This is a genomic window from Nonomuraea sp. WAC 01424 (assembly GCF_003947315.1).
Classification (GTDB): Bacteria; Actinomycetota; Actinomycetes; order Streptosporangiales; family Streptosporangiaceae; genus Nonomuraea; species Nonomuraea spiralis.
Window position 1 is genome coordinate 373,038 of the sequence record NZ_QHHZ01000007.1, and the last position, 21,267, is coordinate 394,304.

Annotated in this window: 23 protein-coding genes; 13 read left to right on the top strand and 10 right to left on the bottom strand. The window is 71.5% G+C overall.

Features of this window, described 5'->3' with window-relative positions:
- Positions 1-14 precede the first annotated feature (14 nt).
- The 5 genes from DMB42_RS21550 to DMB42_RS55080 form a co-directional block, all read right to left on the bottom strand.
- Positions 15-1,775 carry a UvrD-helicase domain-containing protein gene (locus tag DMB42_RS21550; protein ID WP_260477833.1) on the bottom strand — a complete coding sequence of 587 codons (1,761 nt, stop codon included), beginning with the start codon at positions 1,773-1,775 and terminating at the stop codon, positions 15-17.
- A gap of 66 nt (positions 1,776-1,841) precedes the next feature.
- Complete coding sequence (locus tag DMB42_RS21555; RefSeq protein ID WP_125636761.1) at positions 1,842-3,980, bottom strand: hypothetical protein; 2,139 nt, start codon at positions 3,978-3,980, stop codon at positions 1,842-1,844.
- A 226-nt stretch (positions 3,981-4,206) separates the two neighbouring features.
- A complete protein-coding gene (locus DMB42_RS21560; protein WP_125636762.1) occupies positions 4,207-4,983 on the bottom strand; it encodes a class I SAM-dependent methyltransferase in 777 nt (258 codons plus the stop codon).
- A 101-nt stretch (positions 4,984-5,084) separates the two neighbouring features.
- Positions 5,085-6,158 (bottom strand): ABC transporter substrate-binding protein, encoded by a 1,074-nt coding sequence (locus DMB42_RS21565; protein WP_260477834.1) that lies wholly within the window; start codon positions 6,156-6,158, stop codon positions 5,085-5,087.
- Between the two features lie 17 nt (positions 6,159-6,175).
- Positions 6,176-6,307, bottom strand: a complete 132-nt coding sequence (locus tag DMB42_RS55080; protein WP_260477835.1) for a hypothetical protein — start codon at positions 6,305-6,307, stop codon at positions 6,176-6,178.
- 204 nt (positions 6,308-6,511) lie between these two features.
- Between DMB42_RS55080 and fdxA the strand changes: the two genes are divergently transcribed.
- The 3 genes from fdxA (at position 6,512) to DMB42_RS21585 (ending at position 8,770) form a co-directional block, all read left to right on the top strand.
- Positions 6,512-6,838: a ferredoxin gene (fdxA, locus tag DMB42_RS21575; protein WP_106240826.1), complete on the top strand. Its 327-nt coding sequence runs from the start codon at positions 6,512-6,514 to the stop codon at positions 6,836-6,838.
- 104 nt (positions 6,839-6,942) lie between these two features.
- A complete protein-coding gene (gene dapC / locus DMB42_RS21580; protein WP_125636764.1) occupies positions 6,943-8,013 on the top strand; it encodes a succinyldiaminopimelate transaminase in 1,071 nt (356 codons plus the stop codon).
- A gap of 76 nt (positions 8,014-8,089) precedes the next feature.
- A complete protein-coding gene (locus DMB42_RS21585) occupies positions 8,090-8,770 on the top strand; it encodes a DUF4178 domain-containing protein (RefSeq protein WP_229824844.1) in 681 nt (226 codons plus the stop codon).
- A 9-nt stretch (positions 8,771-8,779) separates the two neighbouring features.
- Here the strand turns inward: DMB42_RS21585 and DMB42_RS21590 are convergent, their stop codons facing one another.
- The gene (locus tag DMB42_RS21590) at positions 8,780-9,637 is read right to left on the bottom strand and encodes a hypothetical protein (RefSeq protein ID WP_260477836.1); all 858 of its coding nucleotides are present in this window, start codon (positions 9,635-9,637) and stop codon (positions 8,780-8,782) included.
- On the opposite strand from DMB42_RS21590, the gene DMB42_RS21595 reads away from it, so the two are divergent.
- The 6 genes from DMB42_RS21595 (at position 9,636) to DMB42_RS21620 (ending at position 14,357) form a co-directional block, all read left to right on the top strand.
- On the top strand, positions 9,636-10,454 hold the full coding sequence (locus tag DMB42_RS21595; protein ID WP_125636765.1) for a 2,3,4,5-tetrahydropyridine-2,6-dicarboxylate N-succinyltransferase: 819 nt from the start codon (positions 9,636-9,638) through the stop codon (positions 10,452-10,454). The genes DMB42_RS21590 and DMB42_RS21595 overlap by 2 nt on opposite strands.
- Positions 10,454-11,509: a succinyl-diaminopimelate desuccinylase gene (dapE, locus tag DMB42_RS21600; RefSeq protein WP_125636766.1), complete on the top strand. Its 1,056-nt coding sequence runs from the start codon at positions 10,454-10,456 to the stop codon at positions 11,507-11,509. Before DMB42_RS21595 ends, dapE begins: the two co-directional genes overlap by 1 nt.
- A gap of 239 nt (positions 11,510-11,748) precedes the next feature.
- Entirely contained in the window at positions 11,749-12,549 is an 801-nt protein-coding gene (locus DMB42_RS21605) for a TIGR00730 family Rossman fold protein (protein ID WP_125636767.1), read from the top strand.
- Positions 12,550-12,560: 11 nt separating this feature from the next.
- Positions 12,561-13,145, top strand: coding sequence for a TIGR00730 family Rossman fold protein (locus tag DMB42_RS21610; RefSeq protein WP_125636768.1), 585 nt, complete (start codon positions 12,561-12,563; stop codon positions 13,143-13,145).
- 73 nt (positions 13,146-13,218) lie between these two features.
- Positions 13,219-13,815: a hypothetical protein gene (locus tag DMB42_RS21615; protein ID WP_125636769.1), complete on the top strand. Its 597-nt coding sequence runs from the start codon at positions 13,219-13,221 to the stop codon at positions 13,813-13,815.
- A gap of 29 nt (positions 13,816-13,844) precedes the next feature.
- Entirely contained in the window at positions 13,845-14,357 is a 513-nt protein-coding gene (locus DMB42_RS21620) for a DNA-3-methyladenine glycosylase I (protein ID WP_312024752.1), read from the top strand.
- Here DMB42_RS21620 and DMB42_RS21625 read toward each other — a convergent pair.
- Genes DMB42_RS21625 through DMB42_RS21635 form a run of 3 tightly spaced genes read right to left on the bottom strand, consistent with a single transcriptional unit; the run spans position 14,323 to position 17,446 of the window.
- Complete coding sequence (locus tag DMB42_RS21625; protein ID WP_221762270.1) at positions 14,323-15,870, bottom strand: polysaccharide lyase family 8 super-sandwich domain-containing protein; 1,548 nt, start codon at positions 15,868-15,870, stop codon at positions 14,323-14,325. The genes DMB42_RS21620 and DMB42_RS21625 overlap by 35 nt on opposite strands.
- 5 nt (positions 15,871-15,875) lie before the next feature.
- On the bottom strand, positions 15,876-16,637 hold the full coding sequence (locus DMB42_RS21630) for an enoyl-CoA hydratase-related protein (protein ID WP_125636888.1): 762 nt from the start codon (positions 16,635-16,637) through the stop codon (positions 15,876-15,878).
- 11 nt (positions 16,638-16,648) lie between these two features.
- Positions 16,649-17,446 (bottom strand): PaaX family transcriptional regulator C-terminal domain-containing protein, encoded by a 798-nt coding sequence (locus tag DMB42_RS21635; RefSeq protein WP_260477837.1) that lies wholly within the window; start codon positions 17,444-17,446, stop codon positions 16,649-16,651.
- Between the two features lie 159 nt (positions 17,447-17,605).
- Between DMB42_RS21635 and DMB42_RS21640 the strand changes: the two genes are divergently transcribed.
- Complete coding sequence (locus DMB42_RS21640) at positions 17,606-17,773, top strand: DUF3117 domain-containing protein (RefSeq protein WP_020545024.1); 168 nt, start codon at positions 17,606-17,608, stop codon at positions 17,771-17,773.
- Positions 17,774-17,850: 77 nt separating this feature from the next.
- On the top strand, positions 17,851-19,269 hold the full coding sequence (locus DMB42_RS21645; RefSeq protein ID WP_125636771.1) for a leucyl aminopeptidase: 1,419 nt from the start codon (positions 17,851-17,853) through the stop codon (positions 19,267-19,269).
- Here the strand turns inward: DMB42_RS21645 and DMB42_RS21650 are convergent.
- Positions 19,253-19,891 (bottom strand): O-methyltransferase, encoded by a 639-nt coding sequence (locus DMB42_RS21650; protein WP_125636772.1) that lies wholly within the window; start codon positions 19,889-19,891, stop codon positions 19,253-19,255. The two genes, DMB42_RS21645 and DMB42_RS21650, sit on opposite strands and share 17 nt — an antisense overlap.
- Before the next feature lie 161 nt (positions 19,892-20,052).
- On the opposite strand from DMB42_RS21650, the gene sigE reads away from it, so the two are divergent.
- Both sigE and DMB42_RS21660 read left to right on the top strand, forming a co-directional pair.
- Positions 20,053-20,685 (top strand): RNA polymerase sigma factor SigE, encoded by a 633-nt coding sequence (gene sigE / locus DMB42_RS21655; RefSeq protein ID WP_125636773.1) that lies wholly within the window; start codon positions 20,053-20,055, stop codon positions 20,683-20,685.
- A 1-nt stretch (position 20,686) separates the two neighbouring features.
- Positions 20,687-21,208 carry an anti-sigma factor gene (locus tag DMB42_RS21660; protein ID WP_125636774.1) on the top strand — a complete coding sequence of 174 codons (522 nt, stop codon included), beginning with the start codon at positions 20,687-20,689 and terminating at the stop codon, positions 21,206-21,208.
- Positions 21,209-21,267 lie beyond the last annotated feature (59 nt).

The window sequence follows — 21,267 nt, forward strand, 5'->3', positions numbered from 1 at the left end:
TTCAGACTATGTGATCAGGGGGACAGAAATGGGCTTCCCCTTCCGGAATGCGAGATATAGAGCATGGATCGGGCCCGTGTACAGGCGACGAACAATATGCTCCGCTCGCGTTGCAGCGCCCGAGCCCGCGCGGCGGGCTCCTCGGGCAGCGGTCCGGGCACCACGCCCTCCGCCCGCCCGCCGTCCGCCACCCGTTCGAACTCCAGCCCCTTGAGGTGCTGGAAGGTCGCCACACGCACGTCCAGCCCGTCCAGCGCCTCCCTGGCGGCGCGGGCCAGCGCGGGAGTGCGCGCCCCGACGGCGATCTCGCCCTCGGGCACGCCCTCCGCGAGCCACGCGCCGACCGTGGCGCGCAGGCCGGCCAGCTCCGACTCGGGCGTGTCGTACGCCCTGACCACCGGACGCCGGCCGTTGTGCGTGGCGCGGAAGCCGTACATCTCGGCCACGCCTCTGACCAGGCCGTTCGCCGGGCCGCCGCCGCGCAGGCGGATCACGAAGGACAGGACCTCCTGCGGCAGCCGGTAGGAGATCCGCAGGTCGTGCCGGACCGCCGGGATGCCCACGGCGCCGAGCGCCACCCGCGTGTCGGTCACCCGCTGGTGCGGGTCGCCCACCACGAACAGGTCGTCGTGCGCGTGCGGCGCCGCCGCCCGCAGCAGCCGCCACTGCGCCGGGCTGATGTCCTGCGCCTCGTCCACCACGATGTGACGGTACGGCTTGCGTCCCGGCTCCACGTCGTCCAGCAGGTCGCCGGTCGTGATCGACAGCAGCCTGATCGCCTCGTCGGTGAGCTGGGCCAGCGACCGGGCCCCCGGGCCGACCAGGGCCGGACGGCGTCCCTCCGCGTCGGTCACGATCCGTACGGCCAGGCGTTCGGCGTTGTCCACCTCGACCCGCTTGCGTACGCTCTCGTCGGCGATCAGCACGTCCAGGCGGTTGGACAGCTCCTCGGCCAGACTCTGCGAGAACGTCACCAGCAACACCGGGCCGCTGCCCCGCGCCGCCAGGTGGGCCGCCCGGTGCAGGGCGATGACCGACTTGCCGGTGCCCGCGCCGCCCACGACCAGCACCGGCTGCTCGTAGCGTCCCGCCCTGGCCAGCCGGTGCTGCGTCGGATGCAGGAACGTGCACCAGTCCGGGGCGCCCAGCACCCGGTCGAGCTCCACCTTGTCGGCGGCGAACACCGCGCGGTCCGGGCTGCGCAGCAGCGCCGCGTGCAGGTCGTCGGGGTCGATCGCGCCGGGCTCGTCGTCCCTGGCCCGCCAGGCGTCCAGCTCGCGCCACGCCTCCGACAGCGTGCCGCCCCTGGCCAGCACGGCCAGCGGCGTGTGCTGGGTGGGCGGCAGCAGCGGTTCGAGCGCGGCCACGTCGGCCTCGGTCGAGATGAGCCTGACCAGGGGGAGCGCGTGCACGTCGATGCCGAGCGCGAGCAGGTCGCCGTCGCAGATCGGGTCGAACAGCCGCGACGGGCGGGCCGACCTCCGTAACGCGGGCTCGACCCGTTCCAGCGTCTCGGCGTCCCACTCCTCGACGACGCCGAGCACGGGGTTGACGCCGTACCGGTGGCGCTGGGCGTACGACCAGGCCTCGGGGTCGGGGCGTACGGACAGCAGCCAGTAGACGTCGTGCTGCCGCACCACCACGCCGCGATGGCCATCGGCCAGGCGCAACGTGGCGACCCTGCCGTCCCGGCCGCCCCGTACCCGCTCGGGGTGCGGGCCGCCGGACACGTTCAGCAGGAACCGGCGCAGCGCGACCACGGCGTCCCTGCGCACCGGCTGAGCCAGTGCGCCGAGTTCCCCGGGAAACTCAGGGCCGATCGCGAGCCGCGGCACGGGCGGTCAGTCCAAGAGGGCGAGCAGGTCGCGGTCGCCGCGTTCGCGGAGCCTGGTGAGCAGATCCGGCAGGCCGACCGGGCCGGTCAGGCCGATCCTGGTCGCGATCACCCTGGCCGCCTGGTCCCGGGTGCCGCCCGGCGCCGTGTAGCCGACCAGGCGCAGCGCCTTGGTGATGCTCTCGGCGTTCTGCGCGGCGACCGGCAGGTGGCGGGCCCGCAACACGCCCTCGTCCGACAGGGTGAGGAACAGGTGGCCGCCCTCCTTGGCGCCGACGTCCACGAGCAGGCGTTCGATGGACTCCAGCACCGGCCTGCCGTGCCAGGTCATGGTCAGCTCGCCCGCGGCGCTCCTGACCGCCCTGCTCTCGCCCGGCGAGAGGCCCAGGTAGGCCGCGAAGCCCGTCGGCAGGGCGCACTCGCCGCCGGCCAGCTGCTCGGCGGTCACGTCGATCCGCAACCACCATCGTCCGTCCGGCTGGCGGAAGCAGCGCCTGGTCTGGGAGACGTCCTTGAGCGGCTGGTACGGCTTGTTCTGCTCCGACCCGCCGTTGGCCTCCTCGGGCGCCGGCGTGGCCGGCGTGAACGCCTGGAACTGCGGCGGCCCGGGTGGTGGTCCGGGTGGCGGCGGGGGCGGCTGCGGCACCGCCCCGAACGCCGAGTGCGGCTGCTGGAACTCCGCCGGCGGCTGGGCCGCCCGGGGCTGGGCGGGCATGGTCGCCAGCACGAACTGCCAGGCCGGGACCTCCAGCGCGCGGATCTCCGTGGCGTGCCAGTCGGCCGCGCCGATCAGCTGCTCCTTGGGGGCGGCCGGGCCGAGCGTCCTGCGCAGCTCGTCCAGGTGGGCGCGGTACGGCGCGGCCTTCTCGCTGCCCAGCCACTGGTCGAGGCGGAGGCGGAGGTCGTGCTCGGTGGCGGAGATGTCGGCAGGGGGGACGGCGAACAGCTTGGCGAGCTGGTCGATCGCGGAGGGCTCGTCGGTGAAGATCCGGTTCTGCGCCACGGCCCAGCTCTTGTCGTCGAGCCCGGCGAACGCGGCCTCGATCAACTCAGGCAACTCCTGCTCGGACTGCTCAGGCTGCTCGTCCTGTTCGGACTGCTCGGCCTGCTCACCGTGCGGACCGGCCTCGGCGTGCTCCCGCTCGGCGGGCTCGGACGCCTCGGCGGGTTCGTCTTGCTCGGACGCCTCGGCCTTTTGGGCGGATTCGGCCTGCTGGGCCGCCTCGAAGGCGTTGGCCGCCCCGAAGGCGTGCCCGGCCGACGCGAAGGCGCCGGCGGGGTGGGCGGGTTCGCCCGGTACGGCGGGTTCGTCGTGCTCGTCCGGGTTGGTCGGCTCCCCGGCCTCCGCGACCTCAGGGGCCTCGGGGGCCTCAGGGGCCTCCGCGAACGCGGGGGCCACGGGCTCCGGCTCCTGGCCGACACCCTCGGCCTCCAGCGCGGACGCCTCCTCGGCGGCGGGCTCGGGCGCGGGCTCGGCGGCGTCGTCGAGCACGATGTCGGGCTCGGACGGCAGCCCCTCCTCGACGACCGGCTCCACATCAGCGTCGAGCACCGGCTCGTCCTCGCGCCCCGCGGACTCCTCCTCGGCCACGCCCTCCTGGAACGCGCCCTCCTGCGAGGCGCCGTCCTGAGGCTCGCCGTCCTCAAGGGCGCCGTTCTCAAGGGCAGCCTCCTGGGAGGCGTCCTCAAGGGCGGCGTCCCGCGAGGCGGGCTCCTGGGGCTCGGCGTCGTAGCGCGCGGGCTCGGGGGCGACGGATTCGGCGGCCGCCTGCTCGGAAGCCGCGCCGCCGGACACCTGAGACTCCGGGACGGCGGCCTCGTGGTGGTGGGCCTCGACGTGCCGGGCAGCCGCGTGCGGATGCGCGAGCCGTACGAGAACCGCCGAGAACAGCGTGTTGAGCACCGGCCGAGCCTGGATGAACGGCTGGTCCACCAGCTCCCGCCCGGTCAGCGACAGCAGCCCGGCCCACGACCCGGCACGGTCGAGCGCGATGGCGACGGCGGGTTCGTCGGCCTCGTCCGGGTCCAGGACGTGCAGCGCCGGCAGGACATCACCGACGGCGGCGGCCGGCCACTGCTCCAGCGTGATCTCCGTCAGCAGCTCGCCCAGCGACTCCGGGCCGATGGCCGCGAGCACCAGCGGCATGGGCAGGCTTCGCCACCACGCGTCCGGCAGATCCGGTTGCCCGGTCAGTAGCGTGATCGTCGACGCGTCGCTCCACCTCAAGGGTGGAACGAGGTCGCTCAGGCAGAAGTTCATCCCGTTCCGTTCACCAGCCCCTCACGCCGCCGAAGCGGTGCAGCCAACATCTCGCCGCCCACGGAACAGACCATAGTCCGGCAAAACAGCCCTACGCATCATGCACTACGCATCAGCGCCGAACAGCGGCAAAGCGTAGACGCACGTAGTCGGCCATCCACCCCGTCTCCCTGCGCAGCGCGGGTGCGGCCAGTTCGTTGACCCGTCCGAGCAGGGGTTCCACGATCTCCGGCGGCAGTCCTTCGAGCACGGACGGGGCGAACATGCGCACCCAGTCGGCGGCCCCGCCGGGGGACTCGTCGAGGGGGGTCGGCCGGTCGAAGTACTCCAGCAGCCGGACCACGAAACCCTCCCGCTCCAGCCGGCGCGCGTACTCGGCGGGCGTGGGGAAGTACCAGGGCAGGTCGGGCTCGCGCAGGCCGTACTCGCGCCAGGCGGTCAGCATCGCGGCGGTCAGCTCCGCGCAGTTGCCCGCGCCGCCCATCTCGGCGACGAACCGGCCGCCCGGCTTCAGCGCCTCGCGGACGCTGGCGATCACGGCGGCGGGATCGCGGCTCATCCAGTGCAGGGCCGCGTTGGAGAAGACGGCGTCGTACGGGTCGACCACGGTGAAGTCGTGCCCGTCGCCGATGATGAAGTCGATGCCCGGGTACTGGGCCAGCGCCTTCTCGATCATGGCGGCCGAGCCGTCGATGCCCAGGACGTCCGCGCCCCTGAAGGCGATCTGCGCGGTCAGCACCCCGGTGCCGCACCCGAGGTCGAGCACGCGCTCCCCGGGCTGCGGGTCGAGCAGGTCGACCAGCGGCGCGCCCTGGGTGGAGACGTACCCGAAACTGCTGTCGTAGGCGCGACTGTTCCACCGCTCCAAGCTCGGTGCGTCGTATCGCAAGACGATCAGCTCACATTCGTCAGACATCGGGCCCCCGTGGCCGTGCTGTCCGTTCACTTTAGAGCCTGATCGTCCCTACGACATATCAAGTCACAACGGACTCATCCCACACTCTTGCTCCATTCCCGCTTGAGGTACGCCTTCGCGGCGTCCGTCTGCGGGATCGTCATGAGCACGGGAGGCCCGGCGGCCTTGGGCAACCGGGCGGCCTGCTCGGTGTCGAGCTTGCCCTTCATGAGCATGGCCTCGCCGCGCGCCGGGCGGGCGTAGCCCTTCTGGAGCAGGTTCTGGCCCTCGTCGGAGAACAGGAACTCCTGCCACAGCCGCGCGGTGGCCGGGTGCGGGGCGGACTTGCTGATCGCCTGGACGTGATAGCCCCCGAACGACGCGTCGCGCGGGATCGTCACCTCCCAGGAGTCGTTGTGGTCGGCGCTGCGGGACGCATTCAGGTGGTCCCAGTCGATGATCACGTTGGCCTTGGCCGGCTCGGTGAGCTGCCCGGCCTGCTTGAGCTTGGCGAACAGGTCGACCCCCTGCCTGGCGTCCGGCGCGGAGCCGCCCTTCATGGACGCGGCCATCACCCCGCCGAACGCCGCCGCCGAGCGCAGCGGGTCGCCGTCCAGCGCGACGCGGTAGCCGGGCTTGAGCAGGTCGGCGAAGGAGGCCGGGGCCTTGACCTCGCGCGGGTCGTAGCCGATCGACATGTAGCTGCCGTAGGCGCCGTACCAGGCGCCCTTGGGGTCCTTGACGTCGTCGGGCAGGTCCTGCCAGCCCGTCACCTTGTACGGCGCGAAGTCGCCGGCCCCGTACACGGCCATGTCGAGAGTGAGATCGAACACGTCCGGCTTGAGCTGGTCGGCGGCGTCGAGTTCGCGTTTGCTGCTCGCGTTCGGCTCCAGCTCGTTGACCTTGATGTCGTACTTGTTGGAGAAGGTCTCGATGATCTCGCCGTAGTTCACCCAGTCGTGCGGCAGGGCGATCACGTTGAGCTGGCCCTCGTGCTTGGCGGCCTCGGTGAGGCGGCCCATGGTCCCGAAGCCCTGCTTCAGCGAGGCGGCCCGGACGTTGAGCGGCGGCAGGCTCTTGGCCTCGTCGGACGTGGACTGGGAAGTGGACGCGCCGCATCCGGCGCTGGCGAGAATGGCTGCTGCGGCGGCGCAGGTACGTACGGTCACACAATGAATACTTACCGTTACATCGGCCGAGGTCGAGGAGGCGCGACCGGAACGACCTTGGCCGCGACCAGCGTTCTCTCGTCGATCTCCACCAGCGTGCCGTCCCGCTTGCGGACGCGCAACACGCCGTCCTGCCAGGCTTCGAGCACTCCGACGGCGTCCCGAAAGCCCTCAGATACGCGTCTTCGAGTGGTAATCCGTGTGCCTATGTCCTGAGTTGTGATCGCGATGACGAGGCGTGCGGCCATGAGTTTGCCACCCTCCGTTTCGGCCAGCTGGCAAGCACGGCAATACTAGGACGTAGCAAACCGCGGTCAGTGTCATGCCATGGTGCGGAGAAAAAGGAGCTCGAGGTGACCTACGTCATCGCGCAGCCTTGCGTGGACGTCCTGGACAAGGCGTGCATCGAGGAGTGCCCCGTCGATTGCATCTACGAGGGCGAGCGCATGCTTTACATCCACCCCGACGAGTGCGTGGACTGCGGCGCGTGCGAGCCTGTGTGCCCCGTCGAGGCCATCTTCTACGAGGACGACCTTCCCGAGCAGTGGAAGGACTTCTACAAGGCGAACGTGGACTTCTTCGAGGACCTCGGCTCGCCCGGAGGCGCCTCGAAGGTCGGCAAGATCGAGAAGGACCACCCGGTGGTGGCCGCACTGCCGCCGCAGGGTGAGGACCACTAGCGAGTCGCGTACGACACGTGCGCCGGGGGCCGTCCACACCGGACGGACCCCGTCCGCACGTGTCCACGTCAGGCGTGTACGGCCACGAGCGACCCTGGAGAACCGTGAACAAGCTGCCCGACTTCCCCTGGGACCGCCTCGAACCGTACAAGGAACGTGCCCTGGCGCATCCCGACGGCATCGTCGACCTCTCGGTCGGCACGCCCGTCGATCCGGTGCCCGAGGCCGTCCAGCAGGCGCTCAGGCAGGCCGCCGACAGCCCCGGCTACCCGCTGACCCACGGCACGAACGCCCTGCGCGAGGCCGCCGCGGGCTGGCTGCGACGCCGCCACGGCGTCACCGTCGACCAGCGGGACGTGCTCCCGCTGATCGGCTCCAAGGAGTTCGTCGCCTGGCTGCCCACCTACCTCGGCGCCGGGCGCGTGGTCTTCCCCGAGCTGGCCTATCCCACCTACGACGTGGGCGCCAGGCTGGCCGGCGCGACCGCGACCGCCTCCGACAGCACCCTGTCGGTCGGTCCCGAACACGTCGACCTGCTGTGGATCAACTCCCCGGGCAACCCGACGGGCCGCGTGCTGCCCGCCGAGCACCTGCGCAAGGTGGTCGCCTGGGCCCGCGAGCGCGGCACGGTCGTGGCCTCCGACGAGTGCTACATCGAGCTCGGCTGGGAAGAGCAGCCGGTCTCCATCCTCCATCCCGACGTCTGCGGGGGCTCCCACGAGGGGCTGCTCGCCGTCCACTCGCTCTCCAAGCGCTCCAACCTGGCCGGCTACCGGGCCGGGTTCGTGACGGGTGACCCCGTCCTGGTCAAGCGGCTGCTGGAGACGCGCAAGCACGCCGGCATGATCATGCCGAAGCCGGTCCAGGACGCGATGGCGGTCGCGCTCGGCGACGACACGCACGCCGAACGCCAGCGCGAGCTGTACTCCGCGCGCCGCGCCGTCCTGCGTCCCGCGCTGGAGCGGGCCGGGTGGACCATCGACCACTCGACGGCCGGTCTGTACCTATGGGCGTCGAATGGGCAGAACGCCTGGGATCAAGTGAGTAAGCTCTCCGAAATCGGCATTTTGGTTGCGCCGGGAGACTTCTACGGATCAGCTGGTGAACGGCACATCCGCGTAGCCGTCACCGCCACCGACGAACGCATCAGTGCGGCGGTGCGCCGCCTCCAGTAGGATCGCCCGTCGTAACGCACGAACAAATTGATAAAGGCGTCTGCCGAGACAGACCGCGAGTGGAGCGAGCTGATCGATGAGCATGACCTCCATGGTCGTACTCGGGCTGAGCATCGCCACCGTCCTGTTGCTGCTGGGGGCGTTCCTGGCCACCATGCGGCAGGACAGGAGGGGCCGGGCGAGCGCGCCGCCGCCGCCGGTGCCGGTCGAGACCGCTCCGGTCGAGACCCCGCTGCCGGCGCCGGTCGACGCTCCCGGGCATGCCGGCACCGACTACGCCGACCCTCGCACCATCCAGGTCGGCGACCGGATCGAGGTCCACGGCACTCCCTACCGTGTGCTCGGCGCGATGTTCGTCTCCTGGCAGGGCCAGCAGTGGATCGAGTACCTGCTGCGCGACGTCGCCCGCCGCCGCCTGTGGCTCTCGGTCGAGGTGCGCGAGGGCAGGGCCGCCGGTGAGGCGTCCCACCTGGAGGTGCTCCTGTGGACCGAGGTGCCCGCACAGGGCATGGTCCCGGCGAAGAGCATGCTGATCATGGAAGGCGTCGAGTTCTTCCCCATCCAGCGGGGCACCGCCGCCTTCAGGAGCGAGGGCGAGACCGACACCCCCGAGCGCGGGCTGCTCGACTTCGCCGACTACCACGCCTCCGACGGGCGCCTGCTCTCCTTCGAACGCATCCAGGGCCACACCTGGAGCGCCAGCTACGCCCAGCCGCTGCCGCCGGGCTCCATCACCATCGTCACCCGTGCGACCTGACGCCCGCCCCTACGACAGCTCGACCTCCGCGTCGCCGGCCTGGCCGGCCTTCTTCCAGCCGTCCGCGTCGACCGCGTTGACCCAGGTCGCGCCGCTGTAGCCGACACGGCGCAGGCGGAACTTCTCCGCATGCGCCACCGACCAGGACGCCACCAGCCAGCCCCGCTTCTTCGTGGTGATCGTCGTGTCGCCGAGCGCCCTGGCGAGCTGCTTGCGCGCCTCGGCGGTCCTGGCCTGCGGCTCGGGCGTCTGCTTGCCCGGCGGATACCAGCAGTCGACGGCCTTCGGGACGCGGCCGGTGAAGGCGGCGGCCAGGATCTTGGCGTCCTGCTCGTGCTGCGCGTACGCGTAACCGCCCGCCGAGCGCTGCACCGCCTGGGCGGCCTCGGCCAGCGGCAGCTTGCGGTAGTTCTTGACCTTGACCAGCGCGGCGAAGAACTTGTTGGTGGCGTAGACCGGGTCCATGAGCTGTTTCTTGCGCCCCCAGCCCTGCGACTCGCGCTGCTGGAACACGCCCACCGAGTCGCGGTCGCCCCAGTCGAGGTTGCGCAGCTTCGACTCCTGCAACGCGGTGCCGTACGCGATCACCACGGCCCGCTCGGGCAGGCGGCGGCGGGCCGCGACGGCGGCGATCGTGGCGGAGATCTGCGCCTGCTCCGGATCGAGGGACAGGGCGCCCTCGGGCGTGCGCAGCGCGCAGTAGGCCTCCGGGAGAACCAGCGGCTTCGCCCGCTTGAGCAGGAGGTAGAGCCCCACGGAGACACCGACGGCGAGGACCACGACGATGATCGCGATGGTGATGACTCCACGGGAGAAGCGCAGGCGCACCCTGAAGAACCTACCCGGCCGGATAAGCTCCGGGGCCATGAGTCACGTGATGTCCCCGGTGGTGGACGAGCTGTGGGAACGACGCGCGGAGCTGTCCCCGGCCGACGTGGAGGCCCGTATCCAGGTGGTCGGCGCGGTCGACCTGCTGGACAGGGGCGAGGTGCGGGTCGCGCGTGTCGTCGGCGGCGAGGTCGTGGTGGACGAGCGGGCCAAACGGGCGATCCTGCTCAGCTTCCGGCTGCTGGGAATGGCACGTTCCCAGGTGGGCGACTTCCAGCACCACGACCGGGTGCCGCTGAAGACCTCCTTCGACGGGGTTCGCGTGGTGCCGGGCGCCATCGCCCGCTGGGGTTCCTACCTGGCGCCGGGCGTGGTGCTGATGCCGTCGTTCACGAACATCGGCGCGTACGTGGACTCGGGGACCATGGTCGACACATGGGCCACGGTCGGCTCCTGCGCCCAGATCGGCAAGAACGTGCACCTGTCCGGCGGCGTGGGCATCGGCGTCGGCCTGGAGCCGCCCGGCGCGGTGCCGGTCGTGGTGGAGGACGACGCGTTCATCGGCAGCCGTTCGATGATCGTCGAGGGCGCCCGGGTGGGCCGGGGCGCGGTGATCGGGGCGGGCACGATCCTGTCCGGCACGATCCCGGTGATCGACGTGCGGACGGGCGAGGAACTGGCCCGGGGAAGGGTGCCCGACTGGTGCGTGGCGGTCGGCGGCACGCGGCAGAAGGAGTTCCCCGGGGGCACGTTCGGACTGCCGTGCGTGCTGGTGATCAAGCGCCTGGAGCCGGAGCAGCGGCACGACAAGGCGGCACTCAACGAGGTGCTGCGCGAACATGGGGTGAACACCTGATGCTGGACCTGACGCAGGACGTACGCGCGCTGACCGCCGCGATCGTGGACATCGAGTCGGTGAGCGGCGGCGAGAAGGCCCTGGCCGACGCGGTCGAGCAGGCGCTCACCGCCCTGCCGCACCTGAAGGTGGACCGGTCCGGCGAGACCGTCGTCGCCCGCACCGGCCTCGGCCGCGCCGAGCGGGTGCTGATCGCGGGCCACCTCGACACGGTCCCGGTCGCCGCCAACCTGCCCAGCCGGGTGGAGGGCGACCTGCTCTACGGTTGCGGCACCTCCGACATGAAGGCGGGCGTGGCGGTCGCGCTGCGGCTGGCGGCCACCGTCCCGGCCCCGAACCGGGACGTGACGTACGTCTTCTACGACTGCGAGGAGATCGAGGCCGAGCGCAACGGCCTGACCAGGGTCGCCAGGGACCACCCCGAGTGGCTGGCGGCCGACTTCGCGGTGCTGATGGAGCCGACCGACGGCGTGATCGAGGGCGGCTGCCAGGGCACCCTGCGCGCCGACGTCACCGTGACCGGCAAGCGCGCCCACAGCGCCAGGTCGTGGTTCGGCGTCAACGCCGTCCACGGCATCGAGCCGGTGCTGGCCAGGCTGAACGCCTACGAGGCACGCCTGCCGGTGGTGGACGGCCTCGAGTACCACGAAGGGCTCAACGCGGTCGCGGTGCGCGGCGGCGTGGCCGGCAACGTGATCCCGGACGAGTGCGTGGTCACGGTCAACTACCGCTTCGCCCCCGACCTGACGATCGAGCAGGCCGAGCGGCACGTACGCGAGGTGTTCGAGGGCTACGAGGTGAGCTTCCTCGACGCGGCGCCGGGGGCCAGGCCGGGCCTGACGCATCCCGTGGCCGCCGCCTTCACCGCCGCCGTCGGCGGCACCCCGAGGGCCAAACTGGGCTGGACGGACGTCTCCCGCTTCTCCGCGCTCGGCGTCCCGGCCGTGAACTACGGCCCCGGAGACCCGAACCTGGCACACCAGCAGGGCGAGTACGTGTCGCTGCCGAAAATCGTGGAGAGCGAGCGGGCCCTGCTGGACTGGCTCACAATATGAAAGTGGCTTTCCTCGCCGGCCATTTGGCGGGGAAAGCCACTTTCAGTCCCGAGCAGCACCCTCGGCAGTTAGACGCAGGGGGGTCGAAATTCGGTTCCCTGCTTTTCCCAAGTTTTTTTCGAGGGCTTCATCCGGCCTTCGACCTGGGCGTTCATCCTCGAAGCAGGTGCCTCGGGGGCAGCGGCCGGGGGCGGGAGCGGCGCGTCGGGCCGCGTACGGAGAGGACTAGCGTGACCACCATGGAACAGAAGCAACGAGCCGAACGCCGTCAGGGGCAGGCGGTCGTCCGCGGCAGTCTCGTGCCCAGCTCGACCCACGATCAGCGGCTGCTCGACCGGCAGGGGCCCTCCGACTGGGTGCACATGGACCCGTGGCGGGTGCTGCGCATCCAGGCCGAGTTCGTGGAGGGGTTCGGCCAGCTCGCCGAGCTGCCCGCGGCGATCACGGTCTTCGGCTCGGCCCGCACCCCCGAGGGCACCCCCGAGTACCAGATGGGCCGGCGACTCGGCCGGGCGCTGGCCGAGTCCGGCTACGCGGTGATCACCGGCGGCGGTCCCGGCGTGATGGAGGCAGCCAACCGGGGCGCCGTCGAGGTCGAGGGCGCGGTGTCGGTCGGGCTCGGCATCGAGCTGCCCTTCGAGCAGCGCATGAACGACTACGTCGACCTCGGCATCGAGTTCCGCTACTTCTTCGTGCGCAAGACGATGTTCGTGAAGTACTCGCGCGGCTTCATCGCGCTCCCCGGCGGCTTCGGCACGCTCGACGAGCTCTTCGAGGCGCTGACGCTGGTCCAGACCCACAAGGTCACCTCGTTCCCGGTCGTGCTGATGGGCTCGGAGTTCTGGAGCGGCCTGCTCGACTGGATCAAGAGCACCCTGCTCGGCACCGGCAAGATCGCCCCCCAGGACCTCGACCTGATCTCGGTCACCGACGACCCCGACGAGGCCGTGCGGATCATCGTCGAGTCCGACCGGGCCCGTTCCCGGCAGCGGGAGGAGGAGCTGGAGGCCGCCGCCGCCCAGACCGCCGAGCCCCAATAAGCTGTCGGCCCGTGAACATCTGCGTCTTCTGCGCCTCCAGCCTCCGCATCGACAGGAAGTACGTCGACCTGGCCCGGGAGGTGGGCGCCGAGCTCGCCAGGCGTGGCCACACGCTGGTGAGCGGCGGCGCCACGGTCTCGTGCATGGGCGCGGTCACCGCCGCCGCCCGCGCGGCCGGCGGGTTCACGATCGGTGTGATCCCGCAGGTGCTGGTGGACATCGAGGTGGCCGACAACGACTCCGACGAGCTGATCGTCACCGCCGGGATGCGCGAGCGCAAGGGCGTCATGGACGCCCGCTCCGACGCCTTCCTCGTGCTGCCCGGCGGCATCGGCACCCTGGAGGAGCTGTTCGAGATCTGGACGGCGCGGGTGCTCGGCATCCACGACCGCCCCTTGGTGATCCTCGACCCCTGGGGCCTGTACGAACCGCTCAGGCAACTCGTCACCGGCATGCACGCCGAGGGTTTCACCCGGGCCGACGTCTTCGACGCCATCTCCTGGACGACCACGGTCGAGGAGGCGTTCGCCCACCTCGAAGCACGTCCCCAGCCCGTACGCCCGAGCATCGCCGAACTGGGCGAGGCCACCGGCTGACCAGCACGCCCCGGATTGGGCACACTTGTGGTAGATCGCTGAACGTGCTCCACCATATGAGTACGATGCCAATGTGCTGGTCATACTCGCCATCGCCGCGATCGCCATCCTGGCCTGCGTGGTCCTGGTCTCCCTCGGCAGAGGCGGGGAGCTGACCGAGTTCCCGCCCGACGTGCCGCCGCTCGACCTGCCCGAGGCCGGTCAGCTCACGGCCGTCGACTTCATGGCGCTCCAACTGCCGGTCAACCTGGTCGGCTACCACACGCAGAGCGTCGACGAGACCCTGCGCCGGGCCGCGAACGCCATCAGCGCCCGCGACACCAGGATCGCCGTGCTGGAGCAGCGGGTGTCGGAGCTGCTGTCCAGCAGGCTGCACGCGCGGCAGGAGATCTACGCCGCGGCGGGCGCCGGGCTGCGCACCGACCACGAGCCGGAGGCGCCCACCACGCCGAGAGAGCTGCCCGAGACCGGAGACCCGGTCACGTCGAGCGGCGAGTCGGTGGTGTGGGAGGCCGAGCCCGAGCTGCGCGACCCGTCCGAGGAGCCGGAGTGGCGCCTGCCGGAGGACGACAAGGCCGCCGAAGAACCGGAAGACCAGGAAAAGCAGGCCAAGGAAAAGGACGAGTCCGTGCACGCCACCCCGGCCAAGGACGGGGACGAGCGGCCGTGACCGAACTCATCCGGTGCACCTGGCCGGGCATGGCCGACCCGATGTACATCACCTACCACGACGAGGAGTGGGGCCGTCCGCTCAAGGGCGACGACGAGGTCTTCGAGCGCGTGGCGCTGGAGGCGTTCCAGTCGGGCCTGTCGTGGCTGACGATCCTGCGCAAGCGGGAGAACTTCCGCGCAGCCTTCGACGGCTTCTCGATCGTGAAGGTCGCCGACTACACCGAGCACGACGTCGAACGGCGGCTCGGCGACGCCGGGATCGTGCGCAACCGGGCCAAGATCGAGGCCGCGATCGGCAACGCCAGGGCCGCGCTCGCCCTGCCCGAGGGCCTGTCGGAGCTGGTGTGGCGCTTCGCCGACCCCGACGCGCCGGTGCCGAGGACGATGGCCGACGTGCCCGCGATCACCCCCGGCTCCAAGGCCCTGGCCAAGGAGCTGAAGAAACACGGGTTCAAGTTCGTCGGCCCGACCACCGCGTACGCGCTGATGCAGGCCATCGGCCTGGTCAACGACCATATCGAGGGCTGCCTGGCCCGCTGAGCGCCGCCGCGTGCGTACGCCCGGCCGACCCGCCCAGCTTGACGGTGACCCGCGGGCGCGCGCCGGGCGTGACGGTGACGGTGTCGTCGGCCCGCAGCACGCCGTGGGCCGGCAGGCCGAGTGTCAGCGTCACGGCCTCCACCGTCCTGCCCGGATCGGCCACGGCGACGTCGATGCGCGTGCCGCGCCGCCGTACCAGGGCCACGCAGGGCGCGTCGGCGGTCAGCACGCCGGCCGTACCGGCCGCCCAGAACGTGGCCGCCCACAGTCCGCCCGCCCGTACGGCCTGCACCAGCGGCGTGTTGGCCAGCACCGCCACCGGCCGATCCCGGTGGAAGGCGCGGGTGCGCTCGCGCGAGGCGCCGGGCAGCAGCACGTACGCGTACGCGGCGTCGGCCGGGTCGATGCCGTGGTCGTACCAGATCGTCACGTAACGCCGTGAGACGGGCTCCAGGGCGCCGCCGGTGTCGTCCCCGGAGTTGATGTCGTGCCACCGGCCCGTACGCCTCTCCGTGAGGCTCAGCGGCGTGCCCTCGAACACGTAACCGCCGGTCCCCTCCAGATGCGCCCACCCGTCGGCGAGGAACGGCTCGGCCTCGGTGGCCCGGTTCTCCAGCACGGTCTCGACGGTGTGCCCGCCGGAGCCGCGGATGCCGCTGCCCAGGGCGACCACGGCCGCGTCCAGGCAGAACCACGACTTGCGGGCCCGTGTCGGCACGCCGTCGCCGATCACCTCCATGGAGGCGGCGCCGTACCGGCCCGCCAGCGTCGCGCCGCCGGCCCACGCGTTGTCCGGGCGGCGGGCGACCATGTGCAGGTCCGCGCGCTCGCGGGTGTCCACCGTCGTCCCCGGCAGCCGGTACGGGTCCACGGTCGGCCAGAAGTCGTGCCCGAACTGGCCGGGATCGCCGGTGTAGAGGTAGGTCATGCCGTCGCCGGTGTACCAGCCGTGCGGGTTCTCCCCGTTGATGGCCTCGTACGCCGCCACCCGCCGCGACGACATGCCGATCGCGTACGACCAGCCGGGACGCCGGTGGACCACCCGGTCCATGTCGGGGAACACGAAGTGCCCGACGGGACCCGGCGCGGCCGCCACACCCGGATCGCCCAGCACGTCCACGGCCCGCCGGGTCGCCGGCACGTCCGCGTGGGCCAGGTACGGACGCGCGGAACACCGCTCGATCCACCCCTTGGCCAGCTCCCTGAACCGCCTCCGGTACGCCTCCGGAGCCCCCTGCGCCAGCAGCAGCACGGCGTCGTCGGCGTGCTGGACGGTCCCGGGCGTGGCCCAGGCGGTGGTGACCAGCCGCAGCCGCTGGTGACAACCCGTGACGTTGCCGGGCCCGCCCTCGGGCGGCAGGTCGTCCCAGAGCCCGCCGGGCGCCATGCCGGCCAGCAGGGACGTGGCCCGCCTGCCCAGCCTGCGCACCGGGGCGGCACGTGCCGGGTCGTCGAACACGCCGCCCGTGAGCAGCGTCGTCGCGGTCGCGCGCAGTGCGTCGAAGTCCGGCACGCCGCTCAACGCCCCCGGAACACCGGCCGTTCCTTGGCCAGGAAGGCGCGGGTGGCGTCCTGATGGTCCTGGGTGGCCACGCACGCGTCCTGGAGGTCGGCCTCCAGCGCGAGGGAGTCGGTCAGCGAGTGGGTGGCGGCGTGGGCCAGCGCGCGCTTGGTGGCGGCGTAGGCCGCGGTCGGGCCGGCGGCCAGGCGTACGGCCAGCTCGTGGGCGGTCTTCAGCAGGTCGTCGGCGGGGACCACGCGCGTGACCAGGCCGAGTTCGAGAGCTCGGGCCGCGTCGAGCGGCTCGCCGAGCAACATCAGCTCGGTGGCCCGGCCCCGGCCGACCAGCCGCTGGAGCGTCCAGGACGCGCCGGAGTCGGGCGCGAGGCCGATGCCCGCGAACGCCAGCGCGAACTTGGCCCGGTCGGAGGCGACCCGCAGGTCGCAGGCGAACGCCAGGGCCGCGCCCGCACCGGCCGCGACGCCGTTGACCGCCGCCACGACCGGCTTGGGCATGGTCGCGATCAGCTCGACGACGGGGTTGTAGTGCTCGCGCACGGTGTTGGCCAGCCCGCGGCCCGCCGCCAGGTTGTCGGCGTGCTCGCGCAGGTCCTGGCCCGCGCAGAAGGCCCGGCCCGAGCCGGTGAGCAGGACCGCTCTGACCTCGGTGTCGGCCGCCGCCCTTCCCACCGCCTCCAGCAGCGCGGCCTTGAGTTCGGCCGTGAGCGAGTTCATCGACTCGGGCCGGTCGAGGGTGAGGGTGGCGACGGCGTCGGCCATGTCGTAGCGGATCACATGAGCTCCCTGTCGACGAACGCGGCGGCTGCGGGCAGCAGCCTGGTGGCCTCCTGCTCGAAGAACGTGCGGGCCTTCTCGCCGGGCCAGCCCGCGGGCAGCAGCTCGGCCGGCAGCCCGGGATCGCGGAACAGGAAGTTGCGCCAACCGTGCACGAGCCTGCTCCTGGTCGCGAACACCCGGTCGGGTGGCGCGTCGTCGGGCAGCGTGCTGATCAGCGTGACAGCTTCGGTGTGCCAGTGCTCGTACGCCTCGCCGATGGCCCGCAGATCCCAGGCCCGCGCCACCAGCTCGCGCGGGTCGCCCTCCAGCGCCGCGTCGAACCGGTCGGCCCGTACGTCCTCGCTCTCCAGCAGGTTGTCCAGCTCGGCGGAGGAACGCGGCCCGATCCACGTCGTCTCCGACAGGCAGGCGTAGCCGAGGAAGGTGAGGTCGGCCCTGATCCGCTCCCTGCGCTGGCGCTCCCTGACCGGCTCGAAGACGATCATGTGCCAGCGGCCGTGCCAGGCGAGTGTCCCTGATCGGTAAATTCTCAGCGCTGCCTCATCAAGGCGCCTGACACACTTCGGGGTGAGGCCGTAGCCGGCTCCCTGGGGGAGCCGCAGCGGGCGCAGCCAGCCCTGCCGGACCATCCGCGAGACCGCCGTACGGACGGCGGGAGCCGCTATTTCCAGGGGCTTCATGAGCCGTACGAGCGCGGCCACGGTCGCCTGTCCACCGCGCGAACGCAGGTGGTCTCCGTACAGATCGAAGAGAGCGGCGCGAGCGTGCACGAAGTCCAGTTTGGCCGCCATCGCCTGCCTCGACAACGCATTCTGGGAGGAGATCGTTACCCATGAGGGCTCTCGATGCGGGAGAATAGGACATCACAGAAGACGTGAATGCGCCGACCACCCCCTCGGGCGGTCGGAAATCGCGGGCCGCGGGAGCCCAAGGCAGGAAGGGATGCACGCATGGCGGCGATGAAGCCGCGGACCGGCGATGGTCCGCTCGAGGTCACCAAGGAAGGGCGCGGCATAGTCATGCGGGTCCCTCTCGAAGGTGGCGGCCGGCTCGTCGTGGAGATTTCCGCCGACGAGGCGAAGGCTCTCGGCGAGGCGTTGAAGAACGTCGTCGGCTGAGAGCTCCCGAGACAACCTGATCCTCCGACCCTGGCGTAAGTCCGGCGCCAGGGTCGCCGACGTTTGGAGGGATTGCCGTGCCCATCGAGACCACCGCCTCTGTGGTCACCGAGGTCCCCGAAGGTGCCGAGCTGCTGGCCGTGCCCTACACCGCCGACCTCAGTCCCGCGGTCGAGCTGCACCTGCCGGTCGCCGACCTGCTGGCCCACTACGAGGCCAAGGGGGAGGCGGGCGAGATCGTCGAGGTCCCGGTGGCACGGGCCGACGGGATCGGGCGCGTGCTCCTCTACGGCGTGGGCGACGGTTCGCCGCGGGCGCTGCGCAGGGCCGGCGCGGCGCTGGCGCGCAAGGCCAAGGGGCGCGACACGCTGACCGTGGTCCCGCCCGAGGGTGACGTCGCGGCGTTCGCCGAGGCCGCGCTGCTGGCCGCGTACACCTTCAAGATCGGCAAAGAGGGTCGGAAGAGCGTGCGGGCGATCGTGCTCGCGGGCGCCGACGAGGAGCAGGTCAAGCGGGCTGAGGTCGTTGCCGGGGCCGTCGCGCTGGCCCGCGACCTGGCCAACATGCCGTCCTCGGTCAAGCATCCCGCCTGGCTGGCCGAGCGGGCCGCCGAGCAGGGCCTGCCGGTGCGGGTGTGGGACGAGGAGCAGCTCCAGGCCGAGGGGTTCGGCGGCATCCTGGCCGTCGGGCGCGGCTCGGCCCGGCCGCCCCGGCTCATCCAGCTCTCCTACACCCCCGACGGACCGGCCGACCGGCACGTCGTGCTGGTGGGCAAGGGCATCACGTTCGACTCGGGCGGCCTGTCGCTCAAGCCGACCGAGAACATGAAGACCCAGAAGACCGACATGGCGGGCGGCGCGGTGGTGATCGCCGTGCTGCGCGCGCTGGCCGCGCTCGGCGCCCCCGTACGCGTCACGGGCCTGATCGCCGCCGCCGAGAACATGCCGTCCGGCACCGCCCAGCGTCCCAGCGACGTCATCAGGCACTACGGCGGCCGCACGGTCGAGGTGCTGAACACCGACGCCGAGGGCCGGCTCGTGCTGGCCGACGCCCTGGCCTACGCCGACGCCGAGCTCGACCCCGACGCGGTCGTGGACATCGCCACCCTCACCGGGGCCATCTCCGTGGCGCTCGGCAGGAACGTCGGCGCCGTCTACGCCTCCGAGGACGACCTGGCCGCCGAGCTCGTCGCGGCCGGCGAGAGCAGCGACGACCGGCTCTGGCGCATGCCGCTGATCGACGACTACGCCCCCGCCCTGGAGTCGTCGATCGCCGACCTGGCCAACGTCGAGAGCGGCTCCCGCTACGGCGCGGGCTCGATCACGGCGGCGCTGTTCCTGCGGGAGTTCGCGGGCAAGCGCCCGTGGGCGCACCTCGACATCGCCGGGGTCGGCCGCAGCACGGTCGACGAGGGCGTCCTGACCAAGGGCGCGACCGGGTTCGGCGTACGCGTGCTGCTGGAGTGGCTGACCCGCGGAGCTACTGAGCGATCTTGACGGCGGCCAGCAGGCCGTCGCCCAAGGGCATGAGCACCGAGCGCAGCCGGTCGTCGCCCTGCACCAGCTTGCCCAGCTCGCGCAGCGAGACCGTGTCGGGGTCGCGCTGCGCGGGATCGGCCACCCGGTCGTGCCACAGCGCGTTGTCGAAGGCCACCACGCCGCCCACGCGCAGCAGGCGCACCGCCTCGGCCAGGTAGTCGGCGTACTCCTGCTTCGCGCCGTCGGCGAAGACCATGTCGTAGCCGCCGTCGGACAGCCGGGGCAGCACGTCGAGCGCCCGGCCGGAGATCAGCCGCACCCGCCCGCCGGAGAAACCCGCCTCGGCGAACGCGTGCCGGGCCAGGCGCTGGTGCTCGGGCTCGACGTCGACGCTGGTCAACGTGCCGTCGCCGCGCATGCCGCGCAGCAGCCACAACCCCGAGACGCCGCAGCCGGTGCCGATCTCGACGACCGACTTGGCGTTGACGACGGTGGCGATGAAGCTGAGCGCCGCCCCGCCCCCGGGAAGGATGGGCACCGCACCCATCTCCAGCCCGCGCTGACGCGCCGCGTGCAGGATCTCATCCTCGTGATGGAACTGCTCCGCATAGGCCAGAGTGGCCTCCACCGGACTGGTCATCGGCCTCCTCCCCCCACTTTCGTGCGATTGGTCACCGATCGCAGCCTAGGGGAGACACGCCTGCACGGGAACTCAGGAGGGGCCGACGGCGTTGCAGGTTTAAACGGGCTTTGCCGGTCCGGAAGGCAGGCAGTGCGCACGAAGGGACGAAACCAGGCACTATGGCGGTAGCGGTGGTCCCAGAGAGAGGAGTGCTGGTGGACGAAAGCGACCACCAGGCGGATACTCCCGTGTCGTCTGATTGGACTCCTCCCACATGGGAGGAAGTGGTGCGGACTCACTCCGCGCGTGTGTACCGGCTGGCGTACCGGCTTACCGGCAATGTCCACGATGCCGAGGACCTCACGCAGGAGGTCTTCGTCCGGGTCTTCAGGTCGCTGTCGAGCTACACCCCCGGCACGTTCGAGGGGTGGCTGCACCGGATCACGACGAACCTGTTCCTCGACATGGCGCGGCGCAAGCAGCGCATCCGGTTCGAGGGACTGGCCGACGACGCCGCCGAGCGGCTGCGCGGTCGTGAGCCGTCGCCGGCGCAGGCGTTCGACGACGCCCACCTCGAGCCCGATATCCAAGCCGCCCTCGACGCGCTCGCCCCCGAGTTCCGGGCCGCGATCGTGCTGTGTGACATCGAGGGCCTGTCTTACGAGGAGATCGCGGCCACGCTCGGCGTCAAGCTGGGTACGGTCCGAAGCCGTATTCACCGTGGCCGGGCGCAGTTGCGGGAGGCGCTCGACCACCGAGCCCCCCGTACTACCCAACTCCCCCCGACCGTGATCCGTGGGGAGGAAGTCTGATATGGCTCATCTTGGAGAACGTGTTTCGGCGCTGGTCGACGGAGAGCTGAACCACGCCGAGCGCGATCGCGCGCTCGCCCACCTGACCTTCTGCGCTGACTGCCGGCGAGAGGTCGAGTCGATGCGGGCGCTGAAGTCGCGCCTGCGTTCGCTCGACGGCCCGGCGATGCCGGCCGATCTGACCATGTCGCTGCTGCGCATGGCGGAGCCGGGTGGTCCGTTGCCGCCGAGGGAGCGCCCTTTCCCTTCCCGTACGTTCGGGGGGGTGCCCATTCCTGGGCCCCACAGCATCGCGCCCCTGGACAACCGCCCGCGCAGGGACGCCACCGGTGGGGCTTCGGGCCCTGGCCGGGGCGGTAGGCGGCGCGGCGCGTACGTCGCGGTGGGCGTGGTGTCCGCCGCCGTGGCGCTCGGCACCTTCTTCGCGGTCTCGGGCACGGGGGCGCACACCCCGCCGCCGGTCGAGCTCTGGCGGGTACAGCAGTCGCCGGTCACCAGCGCGCCGCCGACCGCCACGCCCTGAACCTGGGATTCGCCTGGGATACTCGGGTTGGCGTAGTCGACGATGCTAGGGGCATACGA

What these genes read in the sequence shown, in the direction of transcription:
- dapE (WP_125636766.1), top strand. Translation starts at nt 10,454, where the DNA reads ATGCTGGACCTGACGCAGGACGTACGCGCGCTGACCGCCGCGATCGTG.
- DMB42_RS21660 (WP_125636774.1), top strand. Translation starts at nt 20,687, where the DNA reads ATGGCTCATCTTGGAGAACGTGTTTCGGCGCTGGTCGACGGAGAGCTG.
- DMB42_RS21585 (WP_229824844.1), top strand. Translation starts at nt 8,090, where the DNA reads ATGAGCATGACCTCCATGGTCGTACTCGGGCTGAGCATCGCCACCGTC.
- DMB42_RS21605 (WP_125636767.1), top strand. Translation starts at nt 11,749, where the DNA reads ATGGAACAGAAGCAACGAGCCGAACGCCGTCAGGGGCAGGCGGTCGTC.
- DMB42_RS21595 (WP_125636765.1), top strand. Translation starts at nt 9,636, where the DNA reads ATGAGTCACGTGATGTCCCCGGTGGTGGACGAGCTGTGGGAACGACGC.
- DMB42_RS21590 (WP_260477836.1), bottom strand. Translation starts at nt 9,637, where the DNA reads ATGGCCCCGGAGCTTATCCGGCCGGGTAGGTTCTTCAGGGTGCGCCTG.
- DMB42_RS21640 (WP_020545024.1), top strand. Translation starts at nt 17,606, where the DNA reads ATGGCGGCGATGAAGCCGCGGACCGGCGATGGTCCGCTCGAGGTCACC.
- DMB42_RS21635 (WP_260477837.1), bottom strand. Translation starts at nt 17,446, where the DNA reads ATGGCGGCCAAACTGGACTTCGTGCACGCTCGCGCCGCTCTCTTCGAT.
- DMB42_RS21630 (WP_125636888.1), bottom strand. Translation starts at nt 16,637, where the DNA reads ATGGCCGACGCCGTCGCCACCCTCACCCTCGACCGGCCCGAGTCGATG.
- DMB42_RS21620 (WP_312024752.1), top strand. Translation starts at nt 13,845, where the DNA reads ATGGCCGACCCGATGTACATCACCTACCACGACGAGGAGTGGGGCCGT.
- DMB42_RS21555 (WP_125636761.1), bottom strand. Translation starts at nt 3,980, where the DNA reads ATGCCGCTGGTGCTCGCGGCCATCGGCCCGGAGTCGCTGGGCGAGCTG.
- sigE (WP_125636773.1), top strand. Translation starts at nt 20,053, where the DNA reads ATGGCGGTAGCGGTGGTCCCAGAGAGAGGAGTGCTGGTGGACGAAAGC.
- DMB42_RS21650 (WP_125636772.1), bottom strand. Translation starts at nt 19,891, where the DNA reads ATGACCAGTCCGGTGGAGGCCACTCTGGCCTATGCGGAGCAGTTCCAT.